28 protein-coding genes are annotated in these 26,958 nt (G+C 58.2%); 9 read left to right on the top strand and 19 right to left on the bottom strand.

The window, feature by feature from the left end; genetic code table 11:
- From rbsC to potA, 8 genes are all read right to left on the bottom strand, one after another.
- Positions 1–709 (bottom strand): ribose ABC transporter permease (gene rbsC / locus AAHA39_RS03850; protein WP_342689993.1); only part of this gene is annotated, 709 nt, incomplete at its 3' end.
- Entirely contained in the window at positions 706–2,235 is a 1,530-nt protein-coding gene (gene rbsA / locus AAHA39_RS03845; protein WP_320654705.1) for a ribose ABC transporter ATP-binding protein RbsA, read from the bottom strand. The genes rbsA and rbsC, both read right to left, overlap by 4 nt.
- Before the next feature lie 36 nt (positions 2,236–2,271).
- On the bottom strand, positions 2,272–2,691 hold the full coding sequence (rbsD, locus tag AAHA39_RS03840) for a D-ribose pyranase (RefSeq protein ID WP_041207815.1): 420 nt from the start codon (positions 2,689–2,691) through the stop codon (positions 2,272–2,274).
- Positions 2,692–2,898: 207 nt separating this feature from the next.
- On the bottom strand, positions 2,899–3,516 hold the full coding sequence (locus AAHA39_RS03835) for a glutathione S-transferase family protein (RefSeq protein ID WP_320654710.1): 618 nt from the start codon (positions 3,514–3,516) through the stop codon (positions 2,899–2,901).
- A 149-nt stretch (positions 3,517–3,665) separates the two neighbouring features.
- Positions 3,666–4,733, bottom strand: a complete 1,068-nt coding sequence (locus AAHA39_RS03830) for an extracellular solute-binding protein (protein ID WP_320654711.1) — start codon at positions 4,731–4,733, stop codon at positions 3,666–3,668.
- An 81-nt stretch (positions 4,734–4,814) separates the two neighbouring features.
- On the bottom strand, positions 4,815–5,585 hold the full coding sequence (gene potC, locus AAHA39_RS03825) for a spermidine/putrescine ABC transporter permease PotC (RefSeq protein WP_058057688.1): 771 nt from the start codon (positions 5,583–5,585) through the stop codon (positions 4,815–4,817).
- Entirely contained in the window at positions 5,582–6,469 is an 888-nt protein-coding gene (gene potB / locus AAHA39_RS03820; protein WP_320654714.1) for a spermidine/putrescine ABC transporter permease PotB, read from the bottom strand. Before potB ends, potC begins: the two co-directional genes overlap by 4 nt.
- Positions 6,456–7,559: a spermidine/putrescine ABC transporter ATP-binding protein PotA gene (potA, locus tag AAHA39_RS03815; RefSeq protein WP_320654716.1), complete on the bottom strand. Its 1,104-nt coding sequence runs from the start codon at positions 7,557–7,559 to the stop codon at positions 6,456–6,458. The genes potB and potA overlap by 14 nt, the downstream gene beginning before the upstream one ends.
- Positions 7,560–7,750: 191 nt before the next feature.
- On the opposite strand from potA, the gene AAHA39_RS03810 reads away from it, so the two are divergent.
- Both AAHA39_RS03810 and AAHA39_RS03805 read left to right on the top strand, forming a co-directional pair.
- A complete protein-coding gene (locus tag AAHA39_RS03810) occupies positions 7,751–8,488 on the top strand; it encodes a hypothetical protein (protein WP_320654719.1) in 738 nt (245 codons plus the stop codon).
- A gap of 16 nt (positions 8,489–8,504) precedes the next feature.
- Complete coding sequence (locus AAHA39_RS03805) at positions 8,505–9,194, top strand: DUF2987 domain-containing protein (protein ID WP_320654721.1); 690 nt, start codon at positions 8,505–8,507, stop codon at positions 9,192–9,194.
- Positions 9,195–9,299: 105 nt separating this feature from the next.
- Here the strand turns inward: AAHA39_RS03805 and ttcA are convergent, their stop codons facing one another.
- The 11 genes from ttcA to ccoN all read right to left on the bottom strand — a co-directional run bounded on the left by ttcA (position 9,300) and on the right by ccoN (position 19,552).
- Positions 9,300–10,208: a tRNA 2-thiocytidine(32) synthetase TtcA gene (gene ttcA / locus AAHA39_RS03800; protein ID WP_005336634.1), complete on the bottom strand. Its 909-nt coding sequence runs from the start codon at positions 10,206–10,208 to the stop codon at positions 9,300–9,302.
- Between the two features lie 74 nt (positions 10,209–10,282).
- A complete protein-coding gene (uspE, locus tag AAHA39_RS03795) occupies positions 10,283–11,230 on the bottom strand; it encodes a universal stress protein UspE (protein WP_042031012.1) in 948 nt (315 codons plus the stop codon).
- A gap of 151 nt (positions 11,231–11,381) precedes the next feature.
- On the bottom strand, positions 11,382–12,137 hold the full coding sequence (locus AAHA39_RS03790) for an FNR family transcription factor (RefSeq protein ID WP_033113524.1): 756 nt from the start codon (positions 12,135–12,137) through the stop codon (positions 11,382–11,384).
- Positions 12,138–12,205: 68 nt separating this feature from the next.
- Positions 12,206–12,892, bottom strand: a complete 687-nt coding sequence (locus AAHA39_RS03785) for a sulfite exporter TauE/SafE family protein (protein WP_320654726.1) — start codon at positions 12,890–12,892, stop codon at positions 12,206–12,208.
- Positions 12,876–13,064, bottom strand: a complete 189-nt coding sequence (gene ccoS, locus AAHA39_RS03780) for a cbb3-type cytochrome oxidase assembly protein CcoS (protein ID WP_043850927.1) — start codon at positions 13,062–13,064, stop codon at positions 12,876–12,878. The genes AAHA39_RS03785 and ccoS overlap by 17 nt, the downstream gene beginning before the upstream one ends.
- A gap of 138 nt (positions 13,065–13,202) precedes the next feature.
- Positions 13,203–15,599, bottom strand: a complete 2,397-nt coding sequence (locus tag AAHA39_RS03775) for a heavy metal translocating P-type ATPase (protein ID WP_320654729.1) — start codon at positions 15,597–15,599, stop codon at positions 13,203–13,205.
- An 86-nt stretch (positions 15,600–15,685) separates the two neighbouring features.
- A complete protein-coding gene (locus tag AAHA39_RS03770) occupies positions 15,686–16,186 on the bottom strand; it encodes a FixH family protein (RefSeq protein WP_033113527.1) in 501 nt (166 codons plus the stop codon).
- Positions 16,187–16,326: 140 nt separating this feature from the next.
- Positions 16,327–17,307, bottom strand: a complete 981-nt coding sequence (ccoP, locus tag AAHA39_RS03765) for a cytochrome-c oxidase, cbb3-type subunit III (protein WP_041207798.1) — start codon at positions 17,305–17,307, stop codon at positions 16,327–16,329.
- Positions 17,304–17,486: a CcoQ/FixQ family Cbb3-type cytochrome c oxidase assembly chaperone gene (locus AAHA39_RS03760; protein ID WP_041207797.1), complete on the bottom strand. Its 183-nt coding sequence runs from the start codon at positions 17,484–17,486 to the stop codon at positions 17,304–17,306. Before AAHA39_RS03760 ends, ccoP begins: the two co-directional genes overlap by 4 nt.
- 10 nt (positions 17,487–17,496) lie before the next feature.
- Positions 17,497–18,111: a cytochrome-c oxidase, cbb3-type subunit II gene (gene ccoO / locus AAHA39_RS03755; RefSeq protein WP_041207796.1), complete on the bottom strand. Its 615-nt coding sequence runs from the start codon at positions 18,109–18,111 to the stop codon at positions 17,497–17,499.
- 16 nt (positions 18,112–18,127) lie between these two features.
- Complete coding sequence (gene ccoN / locus AAHA39_RS03750; protein WP_042031008.1) at positions 18,128–19,552, bottom strand: cytochrome-c oxidase, cbb3-type subunit I; 1,425 nt, start codon at positions 19,550–19,552, stop codon at positions 18,128–18,130.
- Here ccoN and AAHA39_RS03745 point away from each other — a divergent pair.
- The 7 genes from AAHA39_RS03745 to AAHA39_RS03715 all read left to right on the top strand — a co-directional run bounded on the left by AAHA39_RS03745 (position 19,544) and on the right by AAHA39_RS03715 (position 26,691).
- Positions 19,544–19,711, top strand: coding sequence for a hypothetical protein (locus AAHA39_RS03745; protein WP_156033901.1), 168 nt, complete (start codon positions 19,544–19,546; stop codon positions 19,709–19,711). The genes ccoN and AAHA39_RS03745 overlap by 9 nt on opposite strands.
- 124 nt (positions 19,712–19,835) lie before the next feature.
- On the top strand, positions 19,836–20,297 hold the full coding sequence (locus AAHA39_RS03740) for a hypothetical protein (protein WP_139396035.1): 462 nt from the start codon (positions 19,836–19,838) through the stop codon (positions 20,295–20,297).
- Between the two features lie 102 nt (positions 20,298–20,399).
- On the top strand, positions 20,400–20,858 hold the full coding sequence (locus tag AAHA39_RS03735; protein ID WP_320654740.1) for a GAF domain-containing protein: 459 nt from the start codon (positions 20,400–20,402) through the stop codon (positions 20,856–20,858).
- A gap of 101 nt (positions 20,859–20,959) precedes the next feature.
- A complete protein-coding gene (gene proQ, locus AAHA39_RS03730; protein WP_033113534.1) occupies positions 20,960–21,598 on the top strand; it encodes an RNA chaperone ProQ in 639 nt (212 codons plus the stop codon).
- An 8-nt stretch (positions 21,599–21,606) separates the two neighbouring features.
- Positions 21,607–23,622, top strand: a complete 2,016-nt coding sequence (prc, locus tag AAHA39_RS03725) for a carboxy terminal-processing peptidase (protein ID WP_320654743.1) — start codon at positions 21,607–21,609, stop codon at positions 23,620–23,622.
- A 129-nt stretch (positions 23,623–23,751) separates the two neighbouring features.
- On the top strand, positions 23,752–26,373 hold the full coding sequence (gene pepN, locus AAHA39_RS03720) for an aminopeptidase N (protein WP_320654745.1): 2,622 nt from the start codon (positions 23,752–23,754) through the stop codon (positions 26,371–26,373).
- Between the two features lie 96 nt (positions 26,374–26,469).
- Complete coding sequence (locus AAHA39_RS03715) at positions 26,470–26,691, top strand: DUF2835 domain-containing protein (RefSeq protein WP_041207791.1); 222 nt, start codon at positions 26,470–26,472, stop codon at positions 26,689–26,691.
- The last annotated feature ends 267 nt before the right edge of the window (positions 26,692–26,958 follow it).

Below are 26,958 nucleotides of genomic sequence, written 5' to 3'. Positions count from 1 at the left end.
TAAGACCCGCCAGCGCCGAGAGCGCGCCGCACAGACCATACACCGCCAGCTTCACCCGATCCACATTGATACCGGAGAGACGGGTGGCAGACTCGTTACCGCCCAGGGCGTAGATGTAGCGACCGAGACGGGTGTGGTTGAGCATGAACCAGGCGAGCAGGAAGACGATGGCCATCAGCCAGATGGGCACCGGCAGACCGAGCAGATAGCCGGTACCCAGCCAGGCGAAGTGGTCGGCGCCATCACTGAAACCGGTGGAGATGGGGCGACCCTCGGTATAGACCATGGTGATGCCGCGCAGAGCGGTCATGGTGACCAGGGTGGCGATAAATGCCTGCACCTTGCCCTTGGCAATGATGAGGCCGCTGACGCCGCCCAGCAGGGCGCCGGCCCCCAGGGTGAGGGGCACCACCAGCCAGATCGGCAGCTCCATCGCCACCATAGTGGCCGCCAGCGCACCGCACAGGGCCAGCACAGAGCCAACCGACAGATCGATACCGGCGGTGAGGATAACCAGCGTCATGCCGACTGCCATGATGGCGTTGACCGAGGTCTGGCGCAGGATGTTGAGCAGGTTGTCGACGCTGAAGAAGTTGGGATTGAGCGCGGAGACGACACCAATCAGCACCAGCAGGGCGACCAGGGATTTGTTCTCGATCCACCAGGCCTTGTTCATGATGCCGCGGCGGGGAAAGGTTTGGGTTGTCATTGTGCTGCCTCTTGCTCTGCTTGCCACTGTTTACCGACTGCCGCCGCCATCAGCTTCTCCTGATTGGCATCGCGGGTGTTGAACTCTGCGCTGATGCGCCCTTCGTGCATCACCATGATGCGATCGCTCATGCCGAGCACTTCCGGCATCTCGGAGGAGACCAGAATGATGCTCATCCCCTCCTTCTTGAACTGGTTGATCAGCTGATAAATTTCCTTCTTCGCCCCCACGTCGACGCCGCGGGTCGGCTCGTCGAGGATCAGCACCTTGGGCCGGGTCAGCAGCCCCTTGGCGATGGCCACCTTCTGCTGGTTGCCGCCGGAGAGCAGCTTTATCAGCTGATCCTGACTCGGGGTCTTGATGTTGAACAGGCGCACATAGTCGCTCACCGCCTGCCGTTCGGCCTTGCCGTCAATCTTGCCGTTGCTGATGAACTCGTCGAGGGCGCACAGACTCATGTTTTCGCGCACCGACAGCTCCAGCACCAGCCCATCACCCTTGCGATCCTCGGAGATATAGGCGATGCCAGCGGCCAGGCCATCGGCCGGACTGGTTGGCACCAGCGCGTGGCCATCGACCGTGATTTCGCCGCTGCTGACGGGGCTTGCGCCGTAGATAAGCTTCATCAGCTCGGTACGGCCGGAGCCCATCAGGCCGCTAAAGCCCAGAATTTCCCCCTGACGCAGGGAGAAGCTCACCCCGCGCACGCCGGGACCGGCCAGATCTTTCACCTGCAGGCTGACAGGGCCAAGCTCGCGCTCAAGGCGCGGGTACTGCTCTTCCAGCCGGCGGCCCACCATCATCTCGATGATCTTGTCTTCATCCAGATCGCTCACCGCCTTCTCGCCAATCCACTTGCCATCGCGCAGCACAGTGACCCGATCGCAGATCTCGAAGATCTCCTTGAGGCGGTGGGAGATATAGACGATGCCGCAACCCTGCTCACGCAGCTCGCGGATAACCTTGAACAGCTGCTCGGTCTCGGTATCGGTCAGCGCATCGGTCGGTTCATCCATGATGATGACGCTGGCATCGAACGACAGCGCCTTGGCGATCTCCACCATCTGCTGTTCGCCGATGGAGAGATCCCCGAGTCGGGTATCCGGCCCATGCTTGACGCCAAGTCGCGCCAGCAGGCCGCTCGCCCGCTCGCGCAGCTGTTTGTGGTCGATGCTGCCAAAACGGGTGCGCGGTTCGCGACCGAGGAAGATGTTAGCGGCAATCGACAACTCCGGCAGCAGGTTCAGCTCCTGATGGATGATGCTGATCCCCTGATCCTGAGAGTCGCGCGGCCCCTTGAAGTGAACCGGTTGACCGCGATAGCTGACGCTGCCCGTATCGGCCTGATAGATGCCGGTCAGCACCTTCATCAGGGTGGATTTGCCGGCGCCATTTTCACCGAGCAGGGCCATCACCTGGCCCGGATAGACCCGCAGACCCGCTTCATCGAGGGCGCGTACACCGGGGAAGGTCTTGACGATCCCGGTCAGCTCCAGAATGGGTGAGAGGGGGGAGGTTGTGCTCATTTGCAGCTTCCTTGAAGAGGCCTTCTTTGAAGAGTGTCAGAACGCCACACCGGCGCAGAGGATCAGGTTGGCGTAGGGAGTCACCTCGCCGCTGCGCACGATTGCCTTGCTCTGGCGGGAGCGGGTTTTGAACTCCTCGTGCAGGCAGTATTCGATGGCGATGGGTTTGCCCTGGGCGGCTGCGTGGGCCTCAAGCTGATCGACCAGTGCCTGATGGGCGGTGGGGCTGATCTGCTTGATCTCGCTCGCCATGATCACCTTCTCCACCACCAGATCGGTGAGCAGGGCGCTCAGCACGGTTTCGAGGCTGGGGGTGCCCGCCATCAACGCCAGATCGATCCGCTCCGGGCCTGCCGGAATGGGCAGCCCCGCATCGCAGACGGTGATCTCGTCGGTGTGACCCATCTGTGCCACCAGAGCACTCAGGGGAGCATTGAGCAGTACGCCTCGTTTCATACAGCACCTCATCAGGCTTTCGCCATCGCAGTTTCTTATCAGGCAACCGGTTACGCAACCGATTGCGTTATGGCGCAAAGATAGGCTTTTTAGGATGGAAGGGCTACGGCAAAACCACGGAAATGTGAAAACGATCTCAAAGGCGGGGGAGGAGAGAGAAAGAAGGGTGCCAGCAGAGCCTCGGCACCCTTTCTATTGATTTTTTACTTAGTTGGAGAGGGCTTTGGTGACGGCCGGACGGGTTAGCATTCGGCGATAATGATCGGCCACTTTGGGGAATTCACTGATCTCGACCCCATCGCTTTTCAGCCAGCCCGCGACCACGAACAGATAGATGTCCGCCACGCTGAACTGCTCGCCGAGTACCCAGGGGCCTGCCAGATAGTGCTGCTCAATCTGGGCAAAGCCATCGCGCATATTGCTGGCGACTTTCTGCTGCATGGCGGCAATGGCCTGCTCGTCATCGGCCCAGCGGCTGCCACGGCGACCGTGGGCGTGGGAGACATGCACGGTGGAGGCGAGGAAACTGTTGACCTCCTGCATGCGGGCCAGCAGGAACGGGTTGTCCAGCGGTGCCAGCTTGGCTGCGGGGAAGCGCTGCGCCACATAGAGCAGCAGGGCCGGGGTCTCGGTCAGGGTGCCCTGCTCGGTGATCAGGGCCGGTACCCGCCCTTTGGGGTTGATGGCGAGGTATTCGGGCGAACGCTGCTCACCTGCAGCCAGATTGAGCTGGCGGGCAGTAAATGGGGCGCCGGTTTCCAGCAGTGCGATTTGGACAGCCACGGCACAGGAGCCGGGCGCGAAGAAGAGGGTCAGATCGGACATGAATACTCCTGATTGGCTCAGGCCTCCCGCGATATCGGCGAAAAACGTGTTTTCCGTGATACCTCGAGCGGTCATGAAAAAAGAGAGGGGGCAACACTTGCCCCCTCAACCAATCTACACCCCCTGAGGGGGGATGAAAAAGCGCAGAATTAATCGGCCTTGGCCACCATGGCTTTCAACTGCAGGAAGTACTGCTCGTAGAGGCGGGAGGCGTCCCCCACATCGGACTGGAACTCCCCCTTGCGCTTGATCTCGTCGCTCGGGAAGACCATGGGGTTGTTGCGAAACGCCGGGGTGAGCAGGGGAATGGCATCCTTGACCGGGGTGGGGTAGCCAATCGCCTCGGCCACCTTGGCGGCCACATCGGGGCGCATCAGGAAGTTGATCAGGGCGTGGGCCTCTTTCACATGCTTGGCCTTGGCCGGGATGGCGAGGTTGTCCATCCAGAGCACGGCGCCTTCTTCGGGGTAGGTCATCTGGATGGAGGGGTATTCGCGCTGGGCACCGTAGGCCGAACCGTTCCACAGCATACCGATATTGACCTCACCGGCGATAAAGGGGTCGGCCGGATTGTCGGAGTTGAACGCCTTGACGTTGGGCATCAGCTTTTTCAGGTATTCGAACGCTTCGGCAATTTGCGCCTTGTCCCGGGTGTTGGGGCTGTAGCCCAGCTGCACCAGCGCGATATGGAACACCTCGCGGGCATCGTCCATCAACAGCAGGCTCTCTTTCCACTCTGGCGCCCAGAGCTGTTTCCAGCTGGTAACGGGTTGCTCGATGATGTCGGTGTTGGTGCCGATGCCGGTTGCGCCCCAGATATAGGGGATGGAGTAGCGGTTGTCCGGGTCGTACTCGTGGTTGAGCAGGGTAGGGTCGAGGTGTTTGAAGTTGGGCAGTTGGGCGCGATCCAGCGGCTGCAACATCCCCTCTTTGGCCATTTTCGAGATGAAGTAGGTGCTGGGCACTACTACGTCATAGCCGTCACCATGGGTTTTCAGCTTGGCGTAGAGGGTCTCGTTGGCTTCGTAGGTGGAGTAGATCACCTTGATGCCGGTCTCTTGCTGGAACTGCTCCAGCAGACCGTCCGGCACATATTCCGACCAGTTGTAGAAGTAGACCACCTTGTCGTCGGCCGCGTGAGCGCTCTGGCTCAGCAGCGGGGTGGTGAGGGTGAGGGCGGCTGCCAGCAGGGCGCCGGCCTTGTGTTGGATTGTCATCAACAACTCCTTGGGGTTATGGGGCCTTGCGGCCCACCGTGACAGAGTTCGCCAACGGTGGCGGGGACGAAATGGGCAGGGTCAACCCTGCCGTTTACGCAGTAACAGTTGCGCCAGCAGCACCATCCCGAGGGAGGCGACCAGCATCAGGGTGGCCAGGGCGTTGACCTCGGGGGAGACCCCCACCTTGACCATGGAGTAGATCTTGAGCGGCAGGATCTCGTAGGCCGGGCCGGTAACAAAGGAGCTCACCACCACGTCGTCCAGCGACAGGGTAAAGGAGAGCAGCCAGCCCGCCATCACAGCCGGCAGGGCCAGCGGCAGTATGATTCGGCGCAGGATGATCCACTCGCCAGCCCCCAGATCCCGCGCCGCCTCCAGCATCCGCACATCAAAACCGCACAGCCGCGAGTAGACGGTGATCACCACGAACGGCAGGCAGAAGGTGATGTGGGCGATCAGCAGCGACCAGAAGCCCAGCGCAATGCCGGTCACCACAAACAGGGTCAGGAGCGAAATTGCCATGACGATATCGGGGGACATCATCACCACGAACAGCATGCCGCTCACGTACTGCTTGCCGCGAAAGCGGTAGCGAAACAGCGCCACGGCGGTGAGGGTGCCGATCAGGGTGGCGGCAGTGGCGGTGAGGGCGGCGATGGTCAGGGAGTGTTGGGCCGCCTGCATCAGGCTGGCGCTGGCAAACAGCTTCTCATACCAGCTCAGGGTAAAGCCGCGCCAGTCGATGCCATATTTCGACAGGTTGAAGGAGTTGGCGATCAGCACCCCGATGGGCACATAGAGATAGCCAAACACCAGCAGCAGAAACAGAGCTTTCAGTGCGCGCATCATGCCAGCTCCCCCTTCTTGCTGAGCAGCTTGCCTGCCCGCCAGTAGCAGTAGACCAAGAGCGCCATCAGCACCGTCAGCATCACGCTGATGGCGGCGCCAAAGGGCCAGTCACGGCTGTTGAGAAACTGGGTCTTGATCAGGTTGCCGATCAGCAGGTGCTTGGCGCCACCCAGCAAGTCGGAGACGTAGAACATCCCCATGGCGGGCAGGAACACCAGCAGACAACCGGCGATGATGCCGGGCAGGGTGAGCGGCAGAATGATCCGCACCAGCCGCTGCCAGCCGTTGGCGCCAAGATCACGCGCCGCCTCCAGCAAACGGCCATCCAGCTTCTCGATGCTGGAGTAGAGCGGCAGCACCATAAAGGGGAGCAGCACATAGACCAGCCCGATGATGACGGCCACCTCGGTATACATCATCTGCAGCGGCCGCTCGATAAGCCCCAGATCCAGCAGCCAGCCATTGATCAGCCCCCGGGTGCCGAGCAGCACTTTCAGCGCATAGGTGCGGATCAGGGAGTTGGTCCAGAACGGTACCACCACCAGAAACAGCTGCAGCGGGCGGATACGCGCTGGCAGATGGGCCAGCAGCCAGGCAAAGGGGTAACCCACCAGCAAGCAGATGGAGGTGGCGAGCAGCGCCAGCCAGAGGGAGTGGAGCAGCACCTCGAAATAGAGCGGGTCCAGCAGGCGGCCATAGTTGCTCAGGGTAAAGAGCGGCGCGATAAGCTCGGACTCGTCACGGGTCAGGAAGCTGACGCCGATGATCATCAGGTTGGGCAGGAAGACGAACAGCGTCAGCCAGCCCAGGATCAGCGCGATGGCCGTGTTGCGAAAGCCGTTGTGGGCAAAGCTGTGCGCTACCCGCAGATTAGTGAGGCTCATAGGGCAGCACCACCTCCCAGCTGTCGACCCAGTGGATCGCCACCTCCTGACCGAGACGGTAGTCAAAGTCGGGGTCATCTTCGTCGAAGAACTCGGAGATAAGCAGCTGTTTGCCACTTTCGAGCTCGATCACCGAATCCAGCGTCGCCCCCTTGTAGTTGCGCTCGCGGATGTTTCCCCGCAGCGCGCCGCTCTGATCGTCATCCTGATCGAGAATGCGCAGATCTTCCGGGCGCAGCAGCACCAGCACCTTGTCGTCTGGCTGGAACGGCAAGGTGGTATGGAGCAGGCATTCGCGCCCCTCTACCTCGGCCTGCCAGATACCGGGCTCGCGCTGATTGATCAGCTTGCCATCCATCACGTTGATCTCGCCGATAAAGCGGGCCACGAACAGATTGGCTGGCGATTCGTAGATATCGCGCGGGGTGCCGCGCTGGATGATCGTGCCGCCCTCCATCACCAGGATGCGATCAGACATGGTGAGCGCCTCTTCCTGATCATGGGTAACGAAGACAAAGGTGATGCCAAGGCGACGCTGCAGCGCCTTGAGTTCGCTCTGCATCTGCTTGCGCAGCTTGTAGTCGAGCGCCGAGAGGGATTCATCGAGCAGCAGCAGGCGGGGCTTGTTGACCACGGCGCGGGCGATGGCGACCCGTTGCTGCTGGCCGCCGGAGAGCTGATCCGGACGGCGGTTGGCCAGCTCGGTGAGCTGCACCATGGCGAGGGTCTCCTCGACCCGCTGGCGGATCTCGCTGGCAGGCACTTTCTGCATCTCGAGGCCAAAGGCGACGTTTTCAAACACCGTCATATGGGGGAAGAGCGCATAGCTCTGGAACACGGTGTTGATGTGCCTGTGTTCGGCGGGGATATGGGTGATCTCGTCACCGGCCAGATGGATGGTGCCACCGTCGACCGATTCGAGCCCGGCCAGCAGGCGCAGCAAGGTGGTCTTGCCGCAGCCGGAGGGGCCCAGCAAGGTGAGAAACTCACCGTCATAGATCTCAAGGTCAAGGTCGCTCAATATCGCCTTGCCGTCATAAAGTTTGCTGATCTTGTTCAGCGCGACAATTACCTGTGGATTGTTCATCATCCGCCAGTCTCACCCCAGCCAGTGGCCATCATGTTGAAAGAGGGCCGCATTCTATGCAGCCAATCCATGAAATTAAAGGCTTTTTGGCCGCAAGTGGTCAGGAAAAACGACTACGAATAGCAGGCCAAGTCGCTATAATGTGCCACCTGATTTGGTCGTTTTCGATGTTGGATAGTCAATTGAGTAACAGAATGCGTATTGGCGGCTCGCTCGAGCAATCTTTGAACAAGGGTTATCGCCTGGACCTGAAAGGGGTCATTCAAGAGGGGTGGCAACAGACCCGCCGTACCGGATTTGGCCTGCTGCTGGCGATTGTCGGTGTCACGGCGATCTGGATCCTGCTCAGCAACATGGTGCTGGTGCCCTATATCGGCGATGACAGCCAGATGAATGTGGCGATGATCCTGAGCCTGCTGATCACCGTCATCATGGCCCCCATGACCAGTGCCCTCGACATGCTCGGTTTGCAGCAGTCGGTCGGGGTGCGCGCCCGGGCGAGCCAGGTGTTCGATTTCTTCCGTCATTTCGTGCGCCTTGGCATGCTGAGTCTGCTCGGCAGTCTGCTCACCAGTCTGTTTGGCCCGCTGTTCGAACTGATTGGGTTGCCGGTGATGTTCTCGTTTATCCCTTCCGCACTGATCGGCATGGGGCTGCTCTTTACCGTGCCGCTGGTGCTGGAGCGCGGCATGACGCCGCCGCAGGCCATTGTGGTCTCGCTCAAGATCTTCTTGCGCGGCTGGCCAAGCCTGGTGCTGTTTCACGGCGTGATGGCTGCGCTCTTCTTTGTAGCCCTGATCCCGATGGGGTTGGGTCTTATCTGGGTGGCACCGCTCTACTTCAACTGCAAGGGGATCCTCTATCGGGATCTCTGCGGGGTGGCGGTAGAGGTTAACGAGGTGGCTGAAGGACCCAACCATTTCAATGCATGATGCAAAAGGACGCTGAATGATCTGTCGATATGGAGTGATCTCTACCGTACGTCGTACCCTGCTGGCCAGCCTGCTGCTGCCGACACTGGCGATGGCCGGGCAACCTGTGCTGGAGCTGCAATATGGCGCCTTCTACAGCCAGATGAAGACCTTCGCCAAGGGCGAGTTTGGCCATGCCAGACTGGGGTTTTATCTGACCGATCCGCAAAATGGCAAGCGCTGTGCGCTCGACTCTGCCCGGGTCTCGACGCAGGACAAGGATGTGAAGGGGGAGGTGACGATCGACAGCGAGCTGCGCTTGCCGTTCGATGACGATCTCAATCTCGACAAGGCGGTGGTTGCGGTCACCCTGAAAGAGCCGCACGCGACCTGCGATATGACGGTGCAGGTGATGGCCGATGCTCCGGCCGTTCCCGACATGCCACTGGCAGAGCTTGCCAAGCGTCAGCAGCAGATGCAGCAGTTGCTGGACAAGATGGCTGGCATGGTCGGCAAGTACTTCTTGCCGAAGATGGAGGGGATCCGGATCGCGCTGGTCGAGCCGCAGGGGACTGCCTACCTTGTCGATGGGGCCCGACAGGAGCCCGTTACGTGGCAGCATGGCCAGTTGCTCTTGAGCAATAAGCAGCTGAGTGCATTTGCGGGTGGTACCCTGCGTCTGCAGGGCGAGGTGCTGCGACTGACCCCCTGGCTGCATAAGGGTTGATGCCAACGCTGCTATCACGTTGGTAACAGGCAGATCAAGAAAGCAAAAAAGGAGCGATTTTATCGCTCCTTTTTTATTGTGTGGCGTTTGCCCTGTGAGCGCGGCTTAGCGCACTTCAATCACATCCAGCATGTCCATCTCGTCGATGTCCAGCAGCGGTGCTTTTGGCATCTCGGGCGGATCAAAGGCCTTGTCACCACCATCGATGATGCCGGAGTCGCGGTTGATGCTCTTGAAGTCAAACAGCTTGTGGTCGAGCAGGTGGCTTGGGATCACGTCCTGAATGGCGGTGAACATGGTCTCGATACGACCCGGGAAGCGGCGATCCCAATCCTGCATCATCTGCTTGATGGCCTGACGCTGCAGATTCTCCTGCGAGCCGCACAGGTTGCACGGAATGATGGGGAATGCTTTGACATCGGCGTAGCGGATCAGGTCCTTCTCTTTGCAGTAGGCAAGCGGGCGGATCACCACGTTCTTGCCATCGTCGCTCACCAGCTTGGGCGGCATGGACTTGAGTTTGCCACCATAGAACATGTTGAGGAACAGGGTTTCGAGGATGTCGTCGCGGTGGTGGCCAAGGGCAATCTTGGTGCAACCCAGCTCCTGGGCGGTGCGGTAGAGAATACCGCGGCGCAGCCGTGAGCAGAGAGAGCAGGTGGTTTTGCCTTCCGGAACCTTCTCCTTGACGATGGAGTAGGTATCTTCCTCGACAATTTTGTACTCGATGCCGAGGGAGTCCAGATACTCGGGCAGCACGTGCTCGGGGAAACCGGGCTGCTTCTGATCCAGGTTGACGGCAACCAGATCGAAATGGATGGGGGCACTGGCTTTGAGGCTCATCAGTATGTCGAGCATACCGAAGCTGTCCTTGCCGCCGGAGAGGCAGACCATGACCTTGTCGCCCTCTTCAATCATGTTGAAGTCGGCAATGGCCTGACCTACGTTGCGCCGCAGGCGCTTTTGCAGTTTGTTGAAACTGTATTTTTCTTTGGCGTTCAGCTCTTCTAGCATGCTCGTAAAACCCGGGACACAAATAAGCGCGTTATTATAGCCATGTCCCGGGGGAGGGCAAGGTGCCAGGCACCTTATGATTGATTGCGACGGCTGTCGACCGGGCAGCTGTAGTCGGCCGGTTTGAGGATCAGCAGGTCGCAGGAGAGGCGGTCGATCACATGCTCGGCGGTATTGCCGAGCAAGGCGGCCGAGAGACCGGTACGGCCGACGCAGCCCATGATCATCAGATTGGCGTCGAGCTCTTCAGCCATGTCTGGCAGCACCTCTTCCGGCAACCCTTCCGCCACTCGGGTCCAGAGATGGCCGATACCGAACTTGTCGGCATGGCTCAGCAGCAGGGTCTCGTGGTGTTTGCGAATAGCCTCGTTGTAGGCGTTGGGATCAAACTCCGGTAGCTCGATGGCCACATTGACCGGGGTACCCGGATAGGTGTTGACCAGATAGAGACTGGAGCCGAGCAGCTCGGCGATATCGCCACCTTCCTGGGTGATCCGCTCGTTGAGCAGCTTCTGATCCGGATCGTCGCTGGAGCAGTTGATGGCTGCGATGATATTGCCGCCCCGTTTCCAGTGCCCCTCTTTTACCAGCAGCACCGGGCAGGGGCATTTGCGCAGCAGATGCCAGTCGGTCGGCGTAAAGATGAAGGTTTGCAGGAAGCTGTGATGATGGGTGGCCTTGACCACCAGATCGTGACGTTGCTCCAGCACCTCCTGAATGACGGATTCGAAGGGCCGGTTGTGCCAGATCACTTTGACCTCGCAAGCGATCCCTTGCGAGCGGTAGGGGGTGAGGATCTCGTCCAGCCACTCTCGCCGTTGGGAGATGACGCCGTTACGCATCTCTTCGCGCTCCTCGACGGAGAGCATGGCGGTCATTTCATACGAGAAGTCATAGATGGTGAGCAGCAGGGTCAGGCGGGCATTGTCGTCCAGCTCGGCGATCTTGACGGCCCGTTCGAGGGCGATTTGACGCTCCTCTTCTGGATTGATAACTACCAGAATATTCTGATATTTGACCATCTTCTCCTCCTTGGAAAAGTCCAATGACGGCAGAATCTTAGTCATTACAGCTTAGCGCAGGAGGAGGGACGCTGGAACGTACCGGATCACATTCCAGAGGAAAGGATCCGGCGGGGAAAGGGGAATAAAAGCGGGGTTGTAAGGAGAAAAATCAGCCGCAGGGCGGACGGGTAGCTCCGGCCATCATGCCCAGCGCGACCTGATCCAGCACGGTAATGTATTTGCCTTTGACGCTGATGAGTCCGGACTTCTGGAAGCGGCCGAGCAGACGGCTGATGGTCTCGACGGTCAGACCCAGATAGTTGCCGATATCGCCACGGGTCATGGCCAGACGGAACTCCTTGGCAGAGAAGCCGCGTTCGGAGAAGCGCACCGATAGGTTGTGCAGGAAGGCGGCGAGGCGCTCTTCTGCATTCTTCTTGGAGAGCAGCAGGATCATCTCCTGATCGCCCATAATTTCGCTGCTCATCAGACGCATGATCTGCTGGCGCAGTTTGGGCATCTTGCCGGAGAGATCATCCAGCACTTCAAAGGGGATCTCGCACACCATGGCCGTTTCCAGCGCCTGAGCGAAGGAGGGATGGGCCTGCTTGTTGATGGCGTCAAACCCGACCAGATCACCAGCCAGGTGGAAGGCGGTGATCTGCTCATCGCCCTGTTCGGTGATGGTGTAGGACTTGATGGTCCCGGAACGAATGGCGTAGAGCGACTTGAACTCATCACCGGCCTTGAACAGCTCCTCACCCTTCTGGATCGGCTTTTTGCGCTCGATGATGCTATCGAGCTGATCAAGCTCGTTGTCGTTCAGGGTGAAGGGGATACAGAGCTGACTGATGCTGCAATCCTGGCAATGAATTGCACAGCCACCGCTCTGGATACGTCTGCCAGGTTTCTTTTCCGGGATCATAGGCTCATACGAATAATTGATTTATATCAAACAAGTTTACCACCAACTCATCCGTTTTGGATAGGGTTTCAAAAGGCAGCTATGCCAACCCACAGGGTATGAACCCCGAACAAAATGAGTAACAGAGCGCCGCCAAGGCGCAAACTGCGCAGGGTTAACCAGTATCTGAGGCGATCGGCAAGGCCCCCCAATGCAAATAAGGTCGGCAGGGTGCCAAGACCAAAAAAGAGCATGATCAGCGCCCCGCCAGCGGCAGAGCCGGCAGCCGCACTCCAGGTCAGCATGGAGTAGACCAGCCCGCAGGGGAGCCAGCCCCAGACCATGCCAAAGGGCAATGCCTGAAGCGGTGAGGTGAAGGGGAGAAACTTGCCGGCAAGGGGTTTGATATGGGGCCAGAGTTTGGCGCCGAGGCGCTCCAGCAGCAGGATCCCCTGCCACCATCCGGCCAGATAGAGACCAAGGGCGATCATCAGCAGCGCGGCTACCAGACGCAGCCCTTCGATGGCATGTTTGCCTGCGCCCAGTTCACTGGTGGTGGCGAGCAGGCCACCCACCAAGGCTCCTGCGATGACATAGCTCAGGATCCGCCCCAGGTTGTAGTTGAGCAGGTAGCCAAGGCGTCCGCTGAAGTGCTGCTTGTCGGCCGGGATGGCCATGGAGAGGGCGGCGGAGACGCCACCGCACATGCCGATGCAGTGAGTCGAGCCTGCTAGTCCTACCAGCAGAGCACCCAGCAGATCAAGGTTGTGAGTCATGGGAGGAGGGCTTCACTACTTTTTGTTGGGGTTCATCTTCATCGAACAGGATGTTGGAACCCTGGCGATCGAGATCTTCAAATTGTTCGGAGCGAATGGCCCAGAAAAAGACCACGCCGGCGATGACGACGAAGAGAATGGCGATGGGGATCAGGACAAAAATTATGTTCATGAGAAGTACCTTGGCATTCATCCGTGGCAAGCGTCCTCCATGGTAACCCCGTTCGGGAGGAGGGCCAGCCGCTATCGGTCAAAAATGTGGCCTGCATCGGAGGCAGGCCACTATTTCAGCTATTTTCTTGCAGTTTGCTTATCTGTTAAGGCGCATCGAGTTGGTCACCACGATGAGTGAACTGAGCGACATGCCCGCGGCTGCCAGATAGGGAGGCAGCCAGCCACAGGCTGCCAGCGGCAGTACCAGCAGGTTGTAACCGATGGACCAGGTAAAGTTCTCGATGATGATCTTGCGGGTACGCAGCGCGAGCCTTCTGGCATCGAGCAGACGACTGAGATCATCGGCCAGAAGAATGGCATCGGCGCTGTTTTTGGCCAGGTCAGTGCCGCCCGCCATGGCAAAGGAGGCGTGCGCTCCGGCCAGCACGGGGGCATCGTTGATACCATCACCCACCATGATGCTGATCTCGCCCTCTGCTTCACGGGCTTTGAGATATGCCAGCTTGCCATCCGGCGTCACCCCCTTGACCAGCTCGTCGACCCCAAGGGTTCGGGCAATCTCGTCAGCCTGGGGAGAGCTGTCACCGGTTAGAATAGTCGTCTGCAAACCGGCAGCCTTGAACGCGTCGATCAACGCTTTGGCATCCTGGCGCAAGGTGTCATCCAGCTCGAAACAGGCGAGCAGTTGCTGTTCGTCGGCAAGGTAGATGGCAAGACCATGCTGGGCGTTATCGTCACTCTCGATACCAAGCCAACTGGCGCTGCCGATACGATAGCGAACACCGTCTACCAGCCCGGTGATGCCGTGACCGATGACTGGTGTGATTTCGCTTGCTTGCAGCAACTGCCCCACTTCATCGGCGGGTAGCCTGAAAGCACGGGCGATGGGGTGCTCGGACTGGGCCTCCAGCGCCCGGGCGATACTCAAGCAGCGGTCTGCATCTAGCGTGCCGAGTACAGTGGTGGCGGACAGGCGGATCTCACCTGTGGTGAGCGTGCCAGTCTTGTCCATCACGATCCGGTTGGCCTTGGTCAATATATCCAGCACATGGCCACGGCGCAGCAGGATGCCGTTGCGGGTCAGATTGGCGGTCGCCGAGGTCAGCGCTGTCGGCGTTGCCAGCGAGAGCGCGCAGGGGCAGGTGGCCACCAGCACGGCCAGCGCGATCCAGAATGCCTGTTCCGGTTGGTGGAAGTGCCAGAAGGTCCAGACTGCCGCGGCAATGATGAGCAGCACCAGAATAAAGTGGCGCGACAGCTGATCCGCCAGCTGGGCGATGGCCGGTTTGTCATCGAGGGCATGATCCTGCAGGCGCATGATCTGGGAGATGCGCGACTCTTCGATGCGGTGGGTCACCCGGATCTGTAGCGGCGCATCGGTATTGATGGTGCCGGCATAGACCAGATCGCCGCGCTGCTTGAACAGCGGCAGCTGCTCGCCGGTCAGCATCGCCTCGTTGAGGCTTGCCTCTCCCGCCACGATGACGCCATCCGCGGGCAGCGTCGCCCCTGCCAGTACCCGCACCCGATCGCCGACCTGCAGGGTCTTGGCTGCTACTTCACGCTCGCCATCTTGGTCGATCAGGGTCGCCATGATGGGCACCAGCCGTGCCAGGTTGGAACTTGATTCGGAGGCTTTGCGCCGGGCCCGCAGCTCAAGAAAACGGCCGAGCAGCAGGAAGAAGACGAACATGGTGATGGAGTCGTAGTAGACCTCACCGGTATTGAACACGGTGGCCCACATTGAGGCGATAAACGCCCCGATCAGTGCCAGCGATACCGAGACATCCATCGACAGATGCCCCTGCTTCAGGCTGCGCCAGGCGTTGATGTAAAAGGGTTGGGCCGAGTAGATCATGATGGGGGTGGAGAGCAGCAGGCTTATCCACTTGAAGTAGACCATGAATTCATCTTCGACGCTGATAAAGAGGTCCATGTAGAGCGCGACGGCGCACATCATCACCTGCATCGACCCCAGCCCCGCCAATGCCAGCCGGAACATGTAGCTGCGCACCTCTTTGGCGTAGAGGGCTTCCTGCTGATGGGTCTGGAAGGGGTAGGCGCGATAGCCAATCTTGGCGAAGCCCTTGAGAATGTCGCTCAGGGAGAGCTGGGCCGGATCCCACTTGATACGGGCGCGATGGGTCGTGGTGTTGACGTTGATGTAGCGCAGACCGCTTAACGTCATCAGATGGCGCTCGATAAGCCAGGCGCAGGCGGCGCAGGTCAATCCCTCTACCGTCAGCTGGATTTCACGCGTTGTCTCGCGACCCGTGCCGCTGTCAGTGACAAACTCCTGCTGCACTTCCGCCAGATCGTAGTGGGTGAGGGCGGCGAGCTCCTCGGGCACCAGTTCCCCCTTGATGCCGGGGGCGGTGCGGTGGTCGTAATAGCTGGCAAGGCCGCACTCCATGATGGTCTCTGCCACGGCCTGACAGCCAGGGCAGCACATGGGCCTGACGATCCCCTTGATCTCGAGGGAATAGCTGCTATTGGCGGGAACCGGCTCGCCACAGTGAAAGCAAGGGGTCATGATTTATGTTCCCCTAAATGCAGAATGCAAGCAGCACGGTTGCTGGCGAGAACCAGCTCGCCACAGTGAGAACAGCCGGTCATGGCTTAGCGTCCTTTCGGATCGAGTTCGACAGGTGCCTGGGTGGGCAATTGTACCGTCTCTTGCAGGCGCCACTCGTGGTTGAACGCATCCACCCGGATGTGCCATTTACCTGTGAGCGGTTTGTCGAAGTGGAGGCGATAGGTGCCGCTCGCATCGGCGGTGATCATGTGTTCGCTGTCCAGTCCCGCCAGAGTGGGGTGGAAGAGCGACAGATAGAGGGCCTGACCCGGCGGGATGTCACCGCTGACGGGCTTGAGGGTGAGCTCGTGGCTGTTGACCTCAAGGGCGAAGCGGATATTGAGGGCCTCGGAGCGATCGAACTTGCTCAGATCCTGATTGATCTCTTTCCCTTGTTTGTAATAGTCCTCGGCCACCAGATTGACCCCATCTTTGCTGGCAATGATGGCGGTAGAGATGCTGCCGACAACGGCGGCAGTGGGGAGGGCGATGATAAACCAGGGCCAGAATTGGCGATACCAAGGTTTGAATACAGGTTGGGTCATGATGCTACTGCCGTGAAACGAATGATTAACGAGTAAGAGGGCTTTTCTGCAACACAAGATAACAAAAAGCCTCGAGGAGTCGAGGCTTTTTGCTGTGTAATCACGTGTTTATCACATGTTACGACTTATGTGAGCGACCTTTATTTAGCAGGCTGATGGGACAGGCTGTAAACGTAGGAAGCCAGCAGGTGTACCTTGTCTTCACCCAGGATGTCTTTCCAGGCCGGCATCACGCCGTGGCGACCGTGGGTGATGGTCTGCACCACCACTTCGCGGGAACCGCCGTAGAGCCAGGTGTTGTTGGTCAGGTCCGGTGCACCAACGGCGATACCGCCCTTGGCATCGGGGCCGTGGCACGCAGCACAGATGGTGAAGCGCGCTTCACCCTTCTTGGCTTCGACCAGATCGACCTTGCGACCGGAGAGGCTCAGCACGTAGGAAGCCACCTCTTGCACACCGTCTTTACCGAGGATTTCACCCCAGGCAGCCATGATACCCTGACGACCGCCCATGATGGTGGTCTTGATTTGATCAGGCTGGCCGCCCCATTGCCATTCGCTGTCGGTCAGGTTCGGGAAACCGCGACCACCGCGGGCATCAGAGCCGTGGCACTGGGAGCAGTTCTGCAGGAACAGACGCTGACCCACTTTCAGGGCTTCCGGATCCTTGGCGATTTCGGTAATGGCGCGGTAGGTCTTGCCATCAGCCTCATAGGTCAGTTCACGGAACTTGGCGCCATAGATCTCGTCAGCCTTGGCGACCTCACGGTCGTACTCCACGGCGCGACCTTCAGCCTTGGCTGATTCGGTTGCCGCTTTGGATTCGGCCAGCGAGCGTACGTCCTGGTTGGAACTTTGCCAGCCCAGCAGGCCTTTGAAGTTGCCAAGACCCGGGAAGGCGACCAGATAGACCAGACCGGTGACGATGAAGAAGAGGAACATGTAGGTCCACCACTTCGGCAACGGGTTGTTGATCTCCTCGATACCATCGAAGGAGTGGCCCATCGGCTTGCCTTCTTCAACGCCCATCTTGTCCTTGAGGCACCACATCAGCAGCAAGAAGCAGCCGAGGATGGTCCCCAGGGTGATGACGGTTACGAAAATACTAAACAGAGTGCTCATTCTTGTTTCGCTCCTGCGTTCTTTTTATCAGCACCGGCTTGCTCATCATCGGCAAACACCAGATTGGCGGCCTCATCAAAAGAGGTCTTGCGGCGTTTGCTGTAGGCCCAGACGATGATGCCAATCATGATGGCCATCAACAGCAGGGTATACAGACCGCGAAATGTGCCGTAATCCATCTCAGGCTCCTTATTTCAGGGCATGGCCCAGTGATTGGAGATAGGCGATGAGGGCTTCCAGCTCGGTCTTGCCTTTAACTGCTTCCCCTGCACCCTGAATATCCGCATCGGTATATGGCACACCGAAGTGATCGCGGAACAGCGCCAGTTTTTTGCCAGTCATTTCGCCGGTCAGCACATTGGTGTCGAGCCAGGGATAGGCAGGCATGTTGGACTCGGGAACCACATCACGCGGGTTGATGAGGTGAGCATGGTGCCATGCATCGGAGTAGCGACCGCCTACGCGGGCCAGATCCGGGCCGGTGCGCTTGGAGCCCCACAGGAAGGGGTGTTCCCACACGCTCTCGCCGGCAACCGAGTAGTGACCGTAACGCTCGGTTTCGGCACGGAACGGACGGATCATCTGGCTATGGCAGTTGGTGCAGCCTTCGCGAATGAAGATATCGCGTCCTTCCATCTGCAGTGCTGTATAGGGCTTGAGGCCCTCAACCGGCTCGGTGGTCTGCTTCTGGAAGAAGAGCGGGGTAATTTCAACCAGGCCCCCCAGGCTGATGGCGAAGATAATGGCCACCACCAGCAGAGGAACGTTCTTTTCAAGGATCTCGTGACGGTTATTGTTGCTCATTCTTGGACCTCTTCAATCATGCTGGCTGGGCGACAGGTTCCAGGGAACCTTTGGGCGCAGTGATGGTGCGATAGGCGTTGTAGGCCAACAGCAGCATACCGGTGACGAAGAAGCAGCCACCCAGGAAGCGCACGAAGTAGAAGGGATAGGAGGCCTGCAGCGCTTCTACGAAGCTGTAGGTCAGGGTGCCGTCTTCGTTGACTGCACGCCACATCAGGCCTTGCATCACGCCGGAAATCCACATCGCAACGATGTAGAGTACGGTGCCCACAGTCGCCAGCCAGAAGTGGACGTTGATGAGCTTGATGCTGTACATGCGGCCCTGACCGAACAGGTTCGGGATCAGGTGATAAACCGCACCGATGGAGACCATGGCTACCCAGCCCAGCGCGCCGGAGTGAACGTGACCTACGGTCCAGTCGGTGTAGTGGGAGAGAGCGTTGACAGTCTTGATCGCCATCATCGGGCCTTCGAAAGTCGACATGCCATAGAACGACAGGGAGACGATCAGGAAGCGCAGGATGGGGTCATAACGCAGCTTGTGCCAGGCACCGGAGAGGGTCATGATGCCGTTGATCATGCCGCCCCAGGAGGGCACGAACAGGATCAGGGACATAACCATGCCGAGGGACTGGGCCCAGTCAGGCAGCGCAGTGTAGTGCAGGTGGTGCGGACCGGCCCAGATATAGAGGGAGATCAGCGCCCAGAAGTGGACGATGGATAGACGGTAGGAGTAAACCGGACGTCCCGCTTGCTTGGGCACGAAGTAGTACATCATCCCGAGGAAGCCTGCTGTCAGCAGGAAGCCTACCGCGTTGTGGCCGTACCACCACTGCACCATGGCGTCCATGGCGCCAGAGTACATGGAGTAGGACTTCATGGCACTGAGCGGCACTTCCATGTTGTTGACGATGTGCAGCACTGCGACCGTGATGATGAAGGCGCCGAAGAACCAGTTCGCCACATAGATGTGGGAAGTGGTGCGCTTCATTAACGTGCCGAAGAAGACAATGGCGTAGGCGACCCACACCACAGTGATGGCCAGGTCAATTGGCCACTCCAGCTCGGCATACTCCTTGGCGGAGGTGTAACCCAGCGGCAGGGAGATGGCAGCCGACAGGATGATTGCTTGCCAGCCCCAGAAGACGAAGGTCGCCAGCGGGCCACCAAACAGCCGGGTTTGGCAGGTGCGCTGAACAACGTAGAACGACGTTGCCATCAGAGCGCTGACGCCAAAAGCAAAGATCACCGCGTTGGTATGGAGGGGCCGCAGACGACTGTAGGTCAGCCACGGAGTGTCGAAGTTAAGAGCAGGCCAGATAAGCTGGGCTGCGATCAGTACGCCAACCGACATGCCGACAATTCCCCAGACAATCGTCATGACGGTAAACTGGCGAACAACGGTGTAGTTGTACTCAGGATGGTTAGTTGTATGGCTCATCGTTATATTCCGCTTCCGATGCTGCTGTTGTTTGGTTTTTTGTCCGGCAAACCGGACGGACTTCATCGCGCTATCTTCAACCACTTGTTAACACCTGTTAACGAAAGGAAAAGTAAAAGATGGCTAAATGAAAACTCCATGGGAATGATACTGAACTGACAGGTAAAATAACAGTATAAACAGTGATATATTTGGCTCCGCCCGGTCTCGTTTACACGCTTGTTTTACCTTGTGCGAGATCAAAAAAAGACCATTTTTATTACATCTTTACAGGGTGTTTTTGATGAAAGAGAGACTGACTGCACAGAAAGTAACGCATCTTGTGCTAGTGCTGGCCGTTCTGGTGGCGCTGGTGAGCTATCGCACCTGGTTTGCAGCCGATAATTCACAAAATTCCGAGCCAAAAAAAGATCAAATTTGTGATCTTTCCCACAGCAGTTGTGACCTATTAATTGGTGAAAAGTCGATGGCAATTGCTATTTCACAATTACCTGTGCGCGCCGAACGCGATTTTATTATTCGATTGGAGGGCGGGGACCCCGGGATTAAACCGATCAAAGCCTGGCTCGAGGGGCGAGATATGTTTATGGGCACCATCCCTGTCAATTTTGAATCAAGTGGCAATGGCTGGCAGGCAAATGCGCTGGTAGGAAGCTGCACATCCCCCATGATGGTCTGGTTGCTCAATATTGAGTGGAGCAATGGCCAGCGCCAGCAGCTGGCACTTTCAGTCGCTCGGGAATAGTGATGTCGTGGCAGGGAAGGGGGACTCTGGAAAAAATATTTGAAATTTTTGTCTCAGAGGTTACCTTCCCTTCAGTCTACAGGGAGTGAAGTGCATTTAATCATGAGTGACAAGAACGCCTTTTATCGTATCCTCAACCGGCAAGCGCAGGCGCTGCTGGAAGGGGAGCCAGATCTGATCGCCAAACTCGCCAACCTCTCCGCCTTGCTCAATCAGGAGTTGACTGGTATCAACTGGGTCGGTTTTTATCTGTTGCAAGGGGATACCCTAGTGCTGGGGCCCTTCCAGGGCAAGCCTGCCTGTGTCCGGATCCCGGTTGGCCGTGGTGTCTGCGGTACGGCTGTTGCCCAGGGCAAGACCCAGTTGGTGGATGATGTACACCAGTTCGAGGGTCATATTGCCTGCGACGGTGCCAGCAACGCTGAAATTGTGATTCCGCTGCGCCGGGGTCACGAGATCATCGGGGTGCTGGATATCGACAGTCCGATTTTTAACCGTTTCGACCAGGAAGACCGGATTGGTCTTGAAGAAACGGTGCAAATTTTGGAAAGCATGCTTTAAGTCATTGCTAGATGGTTCGCAAAAGGCCCCAAGCTCTCTATAATGGGGCCTTTGTTGTGCTCGGGAAGTGCCCGTGCGTTTATTGAAAGCCAAGGTTATACATGGAAAACACTGAGAAGCTGAAGAACAGTAAAGAGATCGTTGCCTACCTGGTCGAGAAATTCCCGGCCTGCTTCGTTGCTGAAGGAGAGGCCAAGCCGCTCAAGATTGGCATCTTCCAGGATTTGGCCGAGCGTCTTGCTGACGATGCCAGAGTCTCCAAGACCATGCTGCGCTCCGCACTGCGTCAATACACCTCCAGCTGGCGCTACCTGCATGGCCTCAAAGCCGGTCAGGCTCGCGTTGATCTGGATGGTAACCCGGGCGAACTGCTGACCGAAGAGCACATCGAGCACGCCAAGCAGGCTCTGAAAGAGAGCAAAGAGCGCGTCTTTGCCAGCCGTCGCACCAATACCAAAGAGAAGGATGAAAAGGCCAAGAAGCCGCGTCGTCCTGCTCCCCGCAAAACCGAAAAAGCTGATGTAGCTGCCAAGCCGAAAGCGCAGGAGAAAGCACCGGTCGCTGAAGCTCCGCTGGTAAAAGTGGATGCCGCTACGCTGAAAGTGGGTCAGGGTGTGCGCGTTGTTATGGGTAAATCCCCGGTTGCGGCCACCATCAAGGAAGTGACCAAAGATGATGTACAGGTCCAACTGCAGACCGGCATGATGCTGCGGGTCAAATCAGAGCACTTGGTTCTCTAAGGAGACAAATGTTGAAGCATGGCGTAATTCGTTTTTCCCTCGTTGCCTGTAGCCTGGCGTTTGTCGGGCTTGCACAGGCCATCGAGCCGGTGCTCAAGGAGAGTGATTTGCCTGTGTTGGCTCAAGAGAGCCAACATGCTACAGCCAGCAAGCGAATTACCAATCTGTTTACCCGCTCGCACTACAAACAGTTCAAGCTGGATGATGCCTTCTCCTCCGTGATTTTCGACAAGTATCTGGAGAACCTGGATTACAGCCGCAATCTGTTTTTGGCCTCTGATATCAGCCGTTTTGAAAAGTACCGTAACGGTTTTGACACCGACCTTGAAAGAGGCCGTCTGGCGCCCGCCTACGAGATGTTCAACCTGAGTCAGCAGCGACGTTATGAGCGGTACGAATACGCCCTCAAACTGCTCGATACTCCTTTTGATTTCACCCAGAACGACAACTATGTGTTTGATCGGGAAGGGGCGGCTTGGCCAAAAGATGAGGCTGAACTCAATGAGTTGTGGCGTCAGCGGGTCAAGTTCGATGCCCTGAGCCTCAAGCTCAGCGGCAAGGAGTGGCCCGAGATCAAGGAGCTGCTTGGCAAGCGTTACAACAACGCCATCAAGCGGATGTCCCAGACCGAGAGCGAGGATGTGTTCCAACTCTTCATGAACTCCTTTGCTCGTGCCATCGAACCGCACACCAGTTATCTCTCTCCGCGCAGTGCCGATCGTTTCAATACCGAGATGAACCTCTCACTCGAGGGGATTGGTGCCGTGTTGCAGGCAGAGGATGATTTCACCGTCATTCGCTCGCTGGTTCCCGGCGGCCCGGCTGCCAAGTCCAACCGCCTCAAGCCCGATGACAAGATCACCGGGGTAGGGCAGGACGATGGCAAGATTGTCGATGTCATCGGCTGGCGTCTTGATGACGTGGTCGAGCTCATCAAGGGGCCCAAGGGGAGCAAGGTCAAGCTGGAGATCCAGCGTGGCAAGGGGGCTACCGCCAAGACCGAGCTGATCGATCTGACCCGCGACAAGGTGCGCCTCGAAGATCGCGCGGCCAAGTCCAAGGTGATCACGGCTGAAGGCAAGAAGATCGGTGTCATCGAGATCCCGAGCTTCTACGTCAATCTGCATGATGACGTGATCAAGGAGCTCTCCACCCTCAACAAGCAGAAGATCGACGGTCTGATCATCGATCTGCGCGGTAACGGTGGTGGAGCCCTGACCGAAGCGTCTGCCCTGAGCGGCCTCTTCTTCGGCAGTGGCCCGGTGGTTCAGATCCGTGATCACATGGGTCGTATCACGGTCAACGGCGACGATGATGGCAACGTCTATTACGGCGGCCCCATGACTGTGCTGATCGACCGTTACAGCGCGTCGGCTTCCGAGATCTTTGCGGCAGCCATGCAGGATTACGGCCGTGCCCTGATCTTGGGTGAAAACTCGTTCGGCAAGGGGACGGTGCAGCAGCATCGCAGCCTCGCCAAGGTCTACGACTTCTACGAGCAGCCGCTGGGTCACGTGCAGTACACCATCGCCAAGTTCTACCGGATCAACGGTGGCAGTACCCAGAACAAGGGGGTTGCACCGGATATCAGCTTCCCGACACCGGTTGCACCGGAAGAGACGGGTGAGAGCCGCGAGTTCAATGCTCTGCCTTGGGACAAGATCGCGTCGGCCAAGTATGACAAGCTCGGCAACTTTGCCAGCCTGCTGCCCAAGCTGAAGTCGGCCCACGATGCCCGCAACGCCAAGGATCCCGAGTTTGCCTACGTGATGCAGGACATTGCCGACTACAAGGAGGAGAAAGACAAGAAGTCAGTCTCCCTCAATGAAGCGGTACGTCTGGCAGAGCAGGCCAAGCAGGATGAGAAAGCGCTCAAGCGTACCAATGAGCGACTGGCTCGCCTTGGCAAACCACCGGTGAAGAGCCTGGATGAACTGTCTGCCGATTTTGAGGCTCCTGATGAATATCTGGTCGAAGCGGCCAATATTACGGCAGATCTGGCCAAGACCGGCAAACGCAGCTGATCTGACTGAGATAACGAGCAAGGGCGACGCAAGTCGCCCTTTCTTTTTGTCTGCTGCAAATTGTTTGACCCTGCCAGTTGGTTGTGACAGCCTCTTTCTCGCCTTTAACAAGCGTGGAAGCAGACAATAATGAACGATCACTCCCAGGCCATGACGGCCAAATATCGTCAGGACTATCAGGCACCGCTCTACTGGATCGACACCATCGACCTCGATTTCCAGCTGCAGGAGCCACAGACCCGGGTCACCGCCATTACCCGCATCCGCCGTAACGGCGAGCACAATGCGCCGCTGGTACTGGATGGTGAGCAACTGACGCCAGAGAGCATCGCCATCGATGGCATCCCCTGCGAACATTACGAGCAGGGCGAGAGCTCCCTGACCATCTTCAATCTGCCCGCCGAGTGCGTGCTGACCATCGTCACCCTGCTGGATCCGGCTGCCAACACTGCGCTGGAAGGGCTCTACAAATCGGGTGATGCCTACTGTACCCAGTGTGAAGCGGAGGGCTTTCGCCGCATTACCTACTATCTGGATCGCCCCGACATTCTGGCGCGCTACAGCACCCGCATCACCGCCAACAAAGCCAAATATCCCTTCCTGCTCTCCAACGGCAACAAGGTAGATAGCGGCGATCTGGGCGACGGCCGCCATTTCGTTCAGTGGCAGGATCCGTTCCCCAAGCCCAGCTACCTGTTTGCCCTGGTGGCCGGTGATTTCGACGTGGAGCGTAACCATTACGTCACCAAAAGCGGTCGCAAGGTGGCTCTCGAGATCTTCGTCGACAAAGGCAATCTGGATCGCGCCGGTTTCGCCATGGAGAGCCTCATCAACTCCATGCGCTGGGACGAGCAGCGCTTTGGCCTCGAGTATGATCTCGACATCTACATGATCGTTGCGGTGGACTTCTTCAACATGGGCGCCATGGAGAACAAGGGGCTGAATATCTTCAACTCCCGTTTCGTACTGGCCAACCCGGCGACCGCCACCGACAACGACTACAACGATATCGAACGGGTGATCGGTCACGAATATTTCCATAACTGGACCGGCAATCGCGTCACTTGCCGCGACTGGTTCCAGCTCAGTCTGAAAGAGGGGCTGACGGTGTTCCGGGATCAGGAGTTCTCCTCCGATCTGGGCTCTCGTGGCGTCAACCGCATCGACAACGTGCGCACCATGCGCGGGCCGCAGTTTGCCGAAGATGCGGGTCCCATGGCGCACCCCATCCGTCCGGATGTGGTGATCGAGATGAACAACTTCTACACCCTGACCGTCTATGAGAAAGGGTCGGAAGTGATCCGCATGATGCACACTCTGCTGGGTGAGACCGCCTTCCAGGCGGGTATGCGCCTCTACTTCGAGCGTCATGATGGCTCGGCGGCCACCTGCGATGATTTCGTGCAGGCAATGGAGGATGCCTCCGGGGTTGATCTCGGCCGTTTCCGCCGCTGGTACAGCCAGTCCGGCACCCCCGAGCTGACCGTGACCGACGAGTACGATGCCGCGAGCGGTGTTTACCGTCTGCACGTGAGCCAGCACACCCCGCCGACTCAGGATCAACCGCAAAAGCTGCCGCTGCACATTCCGCTCGATATCGAACTCTATAACGAGCAGGGCACCGTTATTGCGCTGCAGTATCAGGGCAAGGCTATCGGCAACGTGCTCGACGTGCTGGAAGCAGAGCAGACCTTCGTGTTCGATCAGGTGCCGGTCAAGCCGGTTCCCTCCCTGCTGCGGGACTTCTCCGCGCCGGTCAAGCTGCATTTTGATTACAGCGATGAGGCGCTGGCCTTCCTGATGCGCCATGCCCGCAACGAATTTGCCCGCTGGGATGCGGCGCAGATGCTGATCAACAAGGCGGTTATCGACGGGGTAGCCCGGGTGCAGCATGGACAGGGGGTTGAGCTCTCCCAAACCCTGCTGGCAGCCTTTATCGCCATTCTGGAAGATGCCGAACTCGATCCGGCGCTCAAGGCGGAGATCCTGACCCTGCCGGGTGAGGCGACCCTGGCCGAACTGTTTGAGGTGGCGGATATCGATGCCATCCATCAGGTGCGCAACGAGATCACCACCTCGCTGGCGCAAGCCTTTGGCGACCAGCTGCTGGTGACCTACGAGAGCCTTCATCTGCCGGGTTATCAGGTGGTGCATGCCGATATGGCCAAACGCGCGCTCAAGAGCGTGGTGCTCGGCTATCTGGCGGCCCTCGATGCCGGCAGTGCCGACCTGCTGGTGCGCCAACAATATGCCGCTGCGGACAACATGACCGACACTCTGGCGGCGTTGCAGGTAGCAAACAGCTATCTGTTGCCGTGCCGCTCCGAGCTGCTTGCCGATTTCGAAGGCAAGTGGGCCAGGGATGGTCTGGTGCTGGATAACTGGCTGCGTCTGGTGGGTAGCAAGCCGGCGGAAGATGTGCTGAGCGAGGTGCAGCAGGCGATGGCTCACCCGACCTTCAGCATTCGCAACCCGAACCGTCTGCGTGCACTGGTCGGCAGCTTTGCCATGAACAACCAGGTGCAGTTCCACGCCATCGATGGTCGCGGCTATCGCTTCCTGACCGATCTGCTGATCGAGCTCAACGAGGTCAACCCACAGGTCGCTTCCCGCCTCATCACCCCGCTTATCCAGTTCAAGCGGCTCGATGAGGGGCGCAAGGGGCTGATCCGTACCGAGCTGACCCGCCTGGCCAACCTTGAGGGGTTGGCGCGGGATCTGTTCGAAAAAGTGAGCAAGGCGCTGCAGTAGTAACATTGACGGGGCAGGGGAGTGTCATCCTTTGCCCCGTTTTTTGACCCTCTCTGCTTGCCAGCGGAGTAAAAAAGGCATTTTTCGGGAGTAAACGTGAAGCAATTTACCTTTCGGCTGTCGCTGAGCAGTGACGAGGTGATGTTGATGTATCAGGGGCACGCCAGACGGCTGGTAGTGCGCAGTGAACAGGGGCTGACCATCGAGCTTGGCATCGATAAAATCCGGCCTTTTGTCGCTATCAGCGGGGTACATGGCTATTTTCGCCTCAAAACGCAGGACGATTATCGCTTTATCAGCCTCGAACGCATAAGTTAACAAAAAACGAACAGTTTACCGACTGATTATCTGATTATGCTCACTATCTATCCGGAAAAGTGGCACAAAGGCAGTGGGAATTTCTGTTTTTTTGCCTGTTGGCAAAATATCTCACAGTTTAAGCCGTGATCTGTACCTTGTTTTTAACAGTTCGTTAGCATCTTCTCTCGCCTTCCTTGATCCAAGCCATTACACTTCGCAACAACTCTGCACCAGCGGGTAACCAGGGTGGTTGCCTCTGCGTCGGTGGTTAATGTCGTCCGATAA

This window comes from Aeromonas sp. SE22, from assembly GCF_038739755.1.
GTDB lineage: Bacteria > Pseudomonadota > Gammaproteobacteria > Enterobacterales > Aeromonadaceae > Aeromonas > Aeromonas jandaei.
Note: the sequence above shows the minus strand (reverse complement) of the source record. Positions and strands in the feature narration are given on the sequence as shown.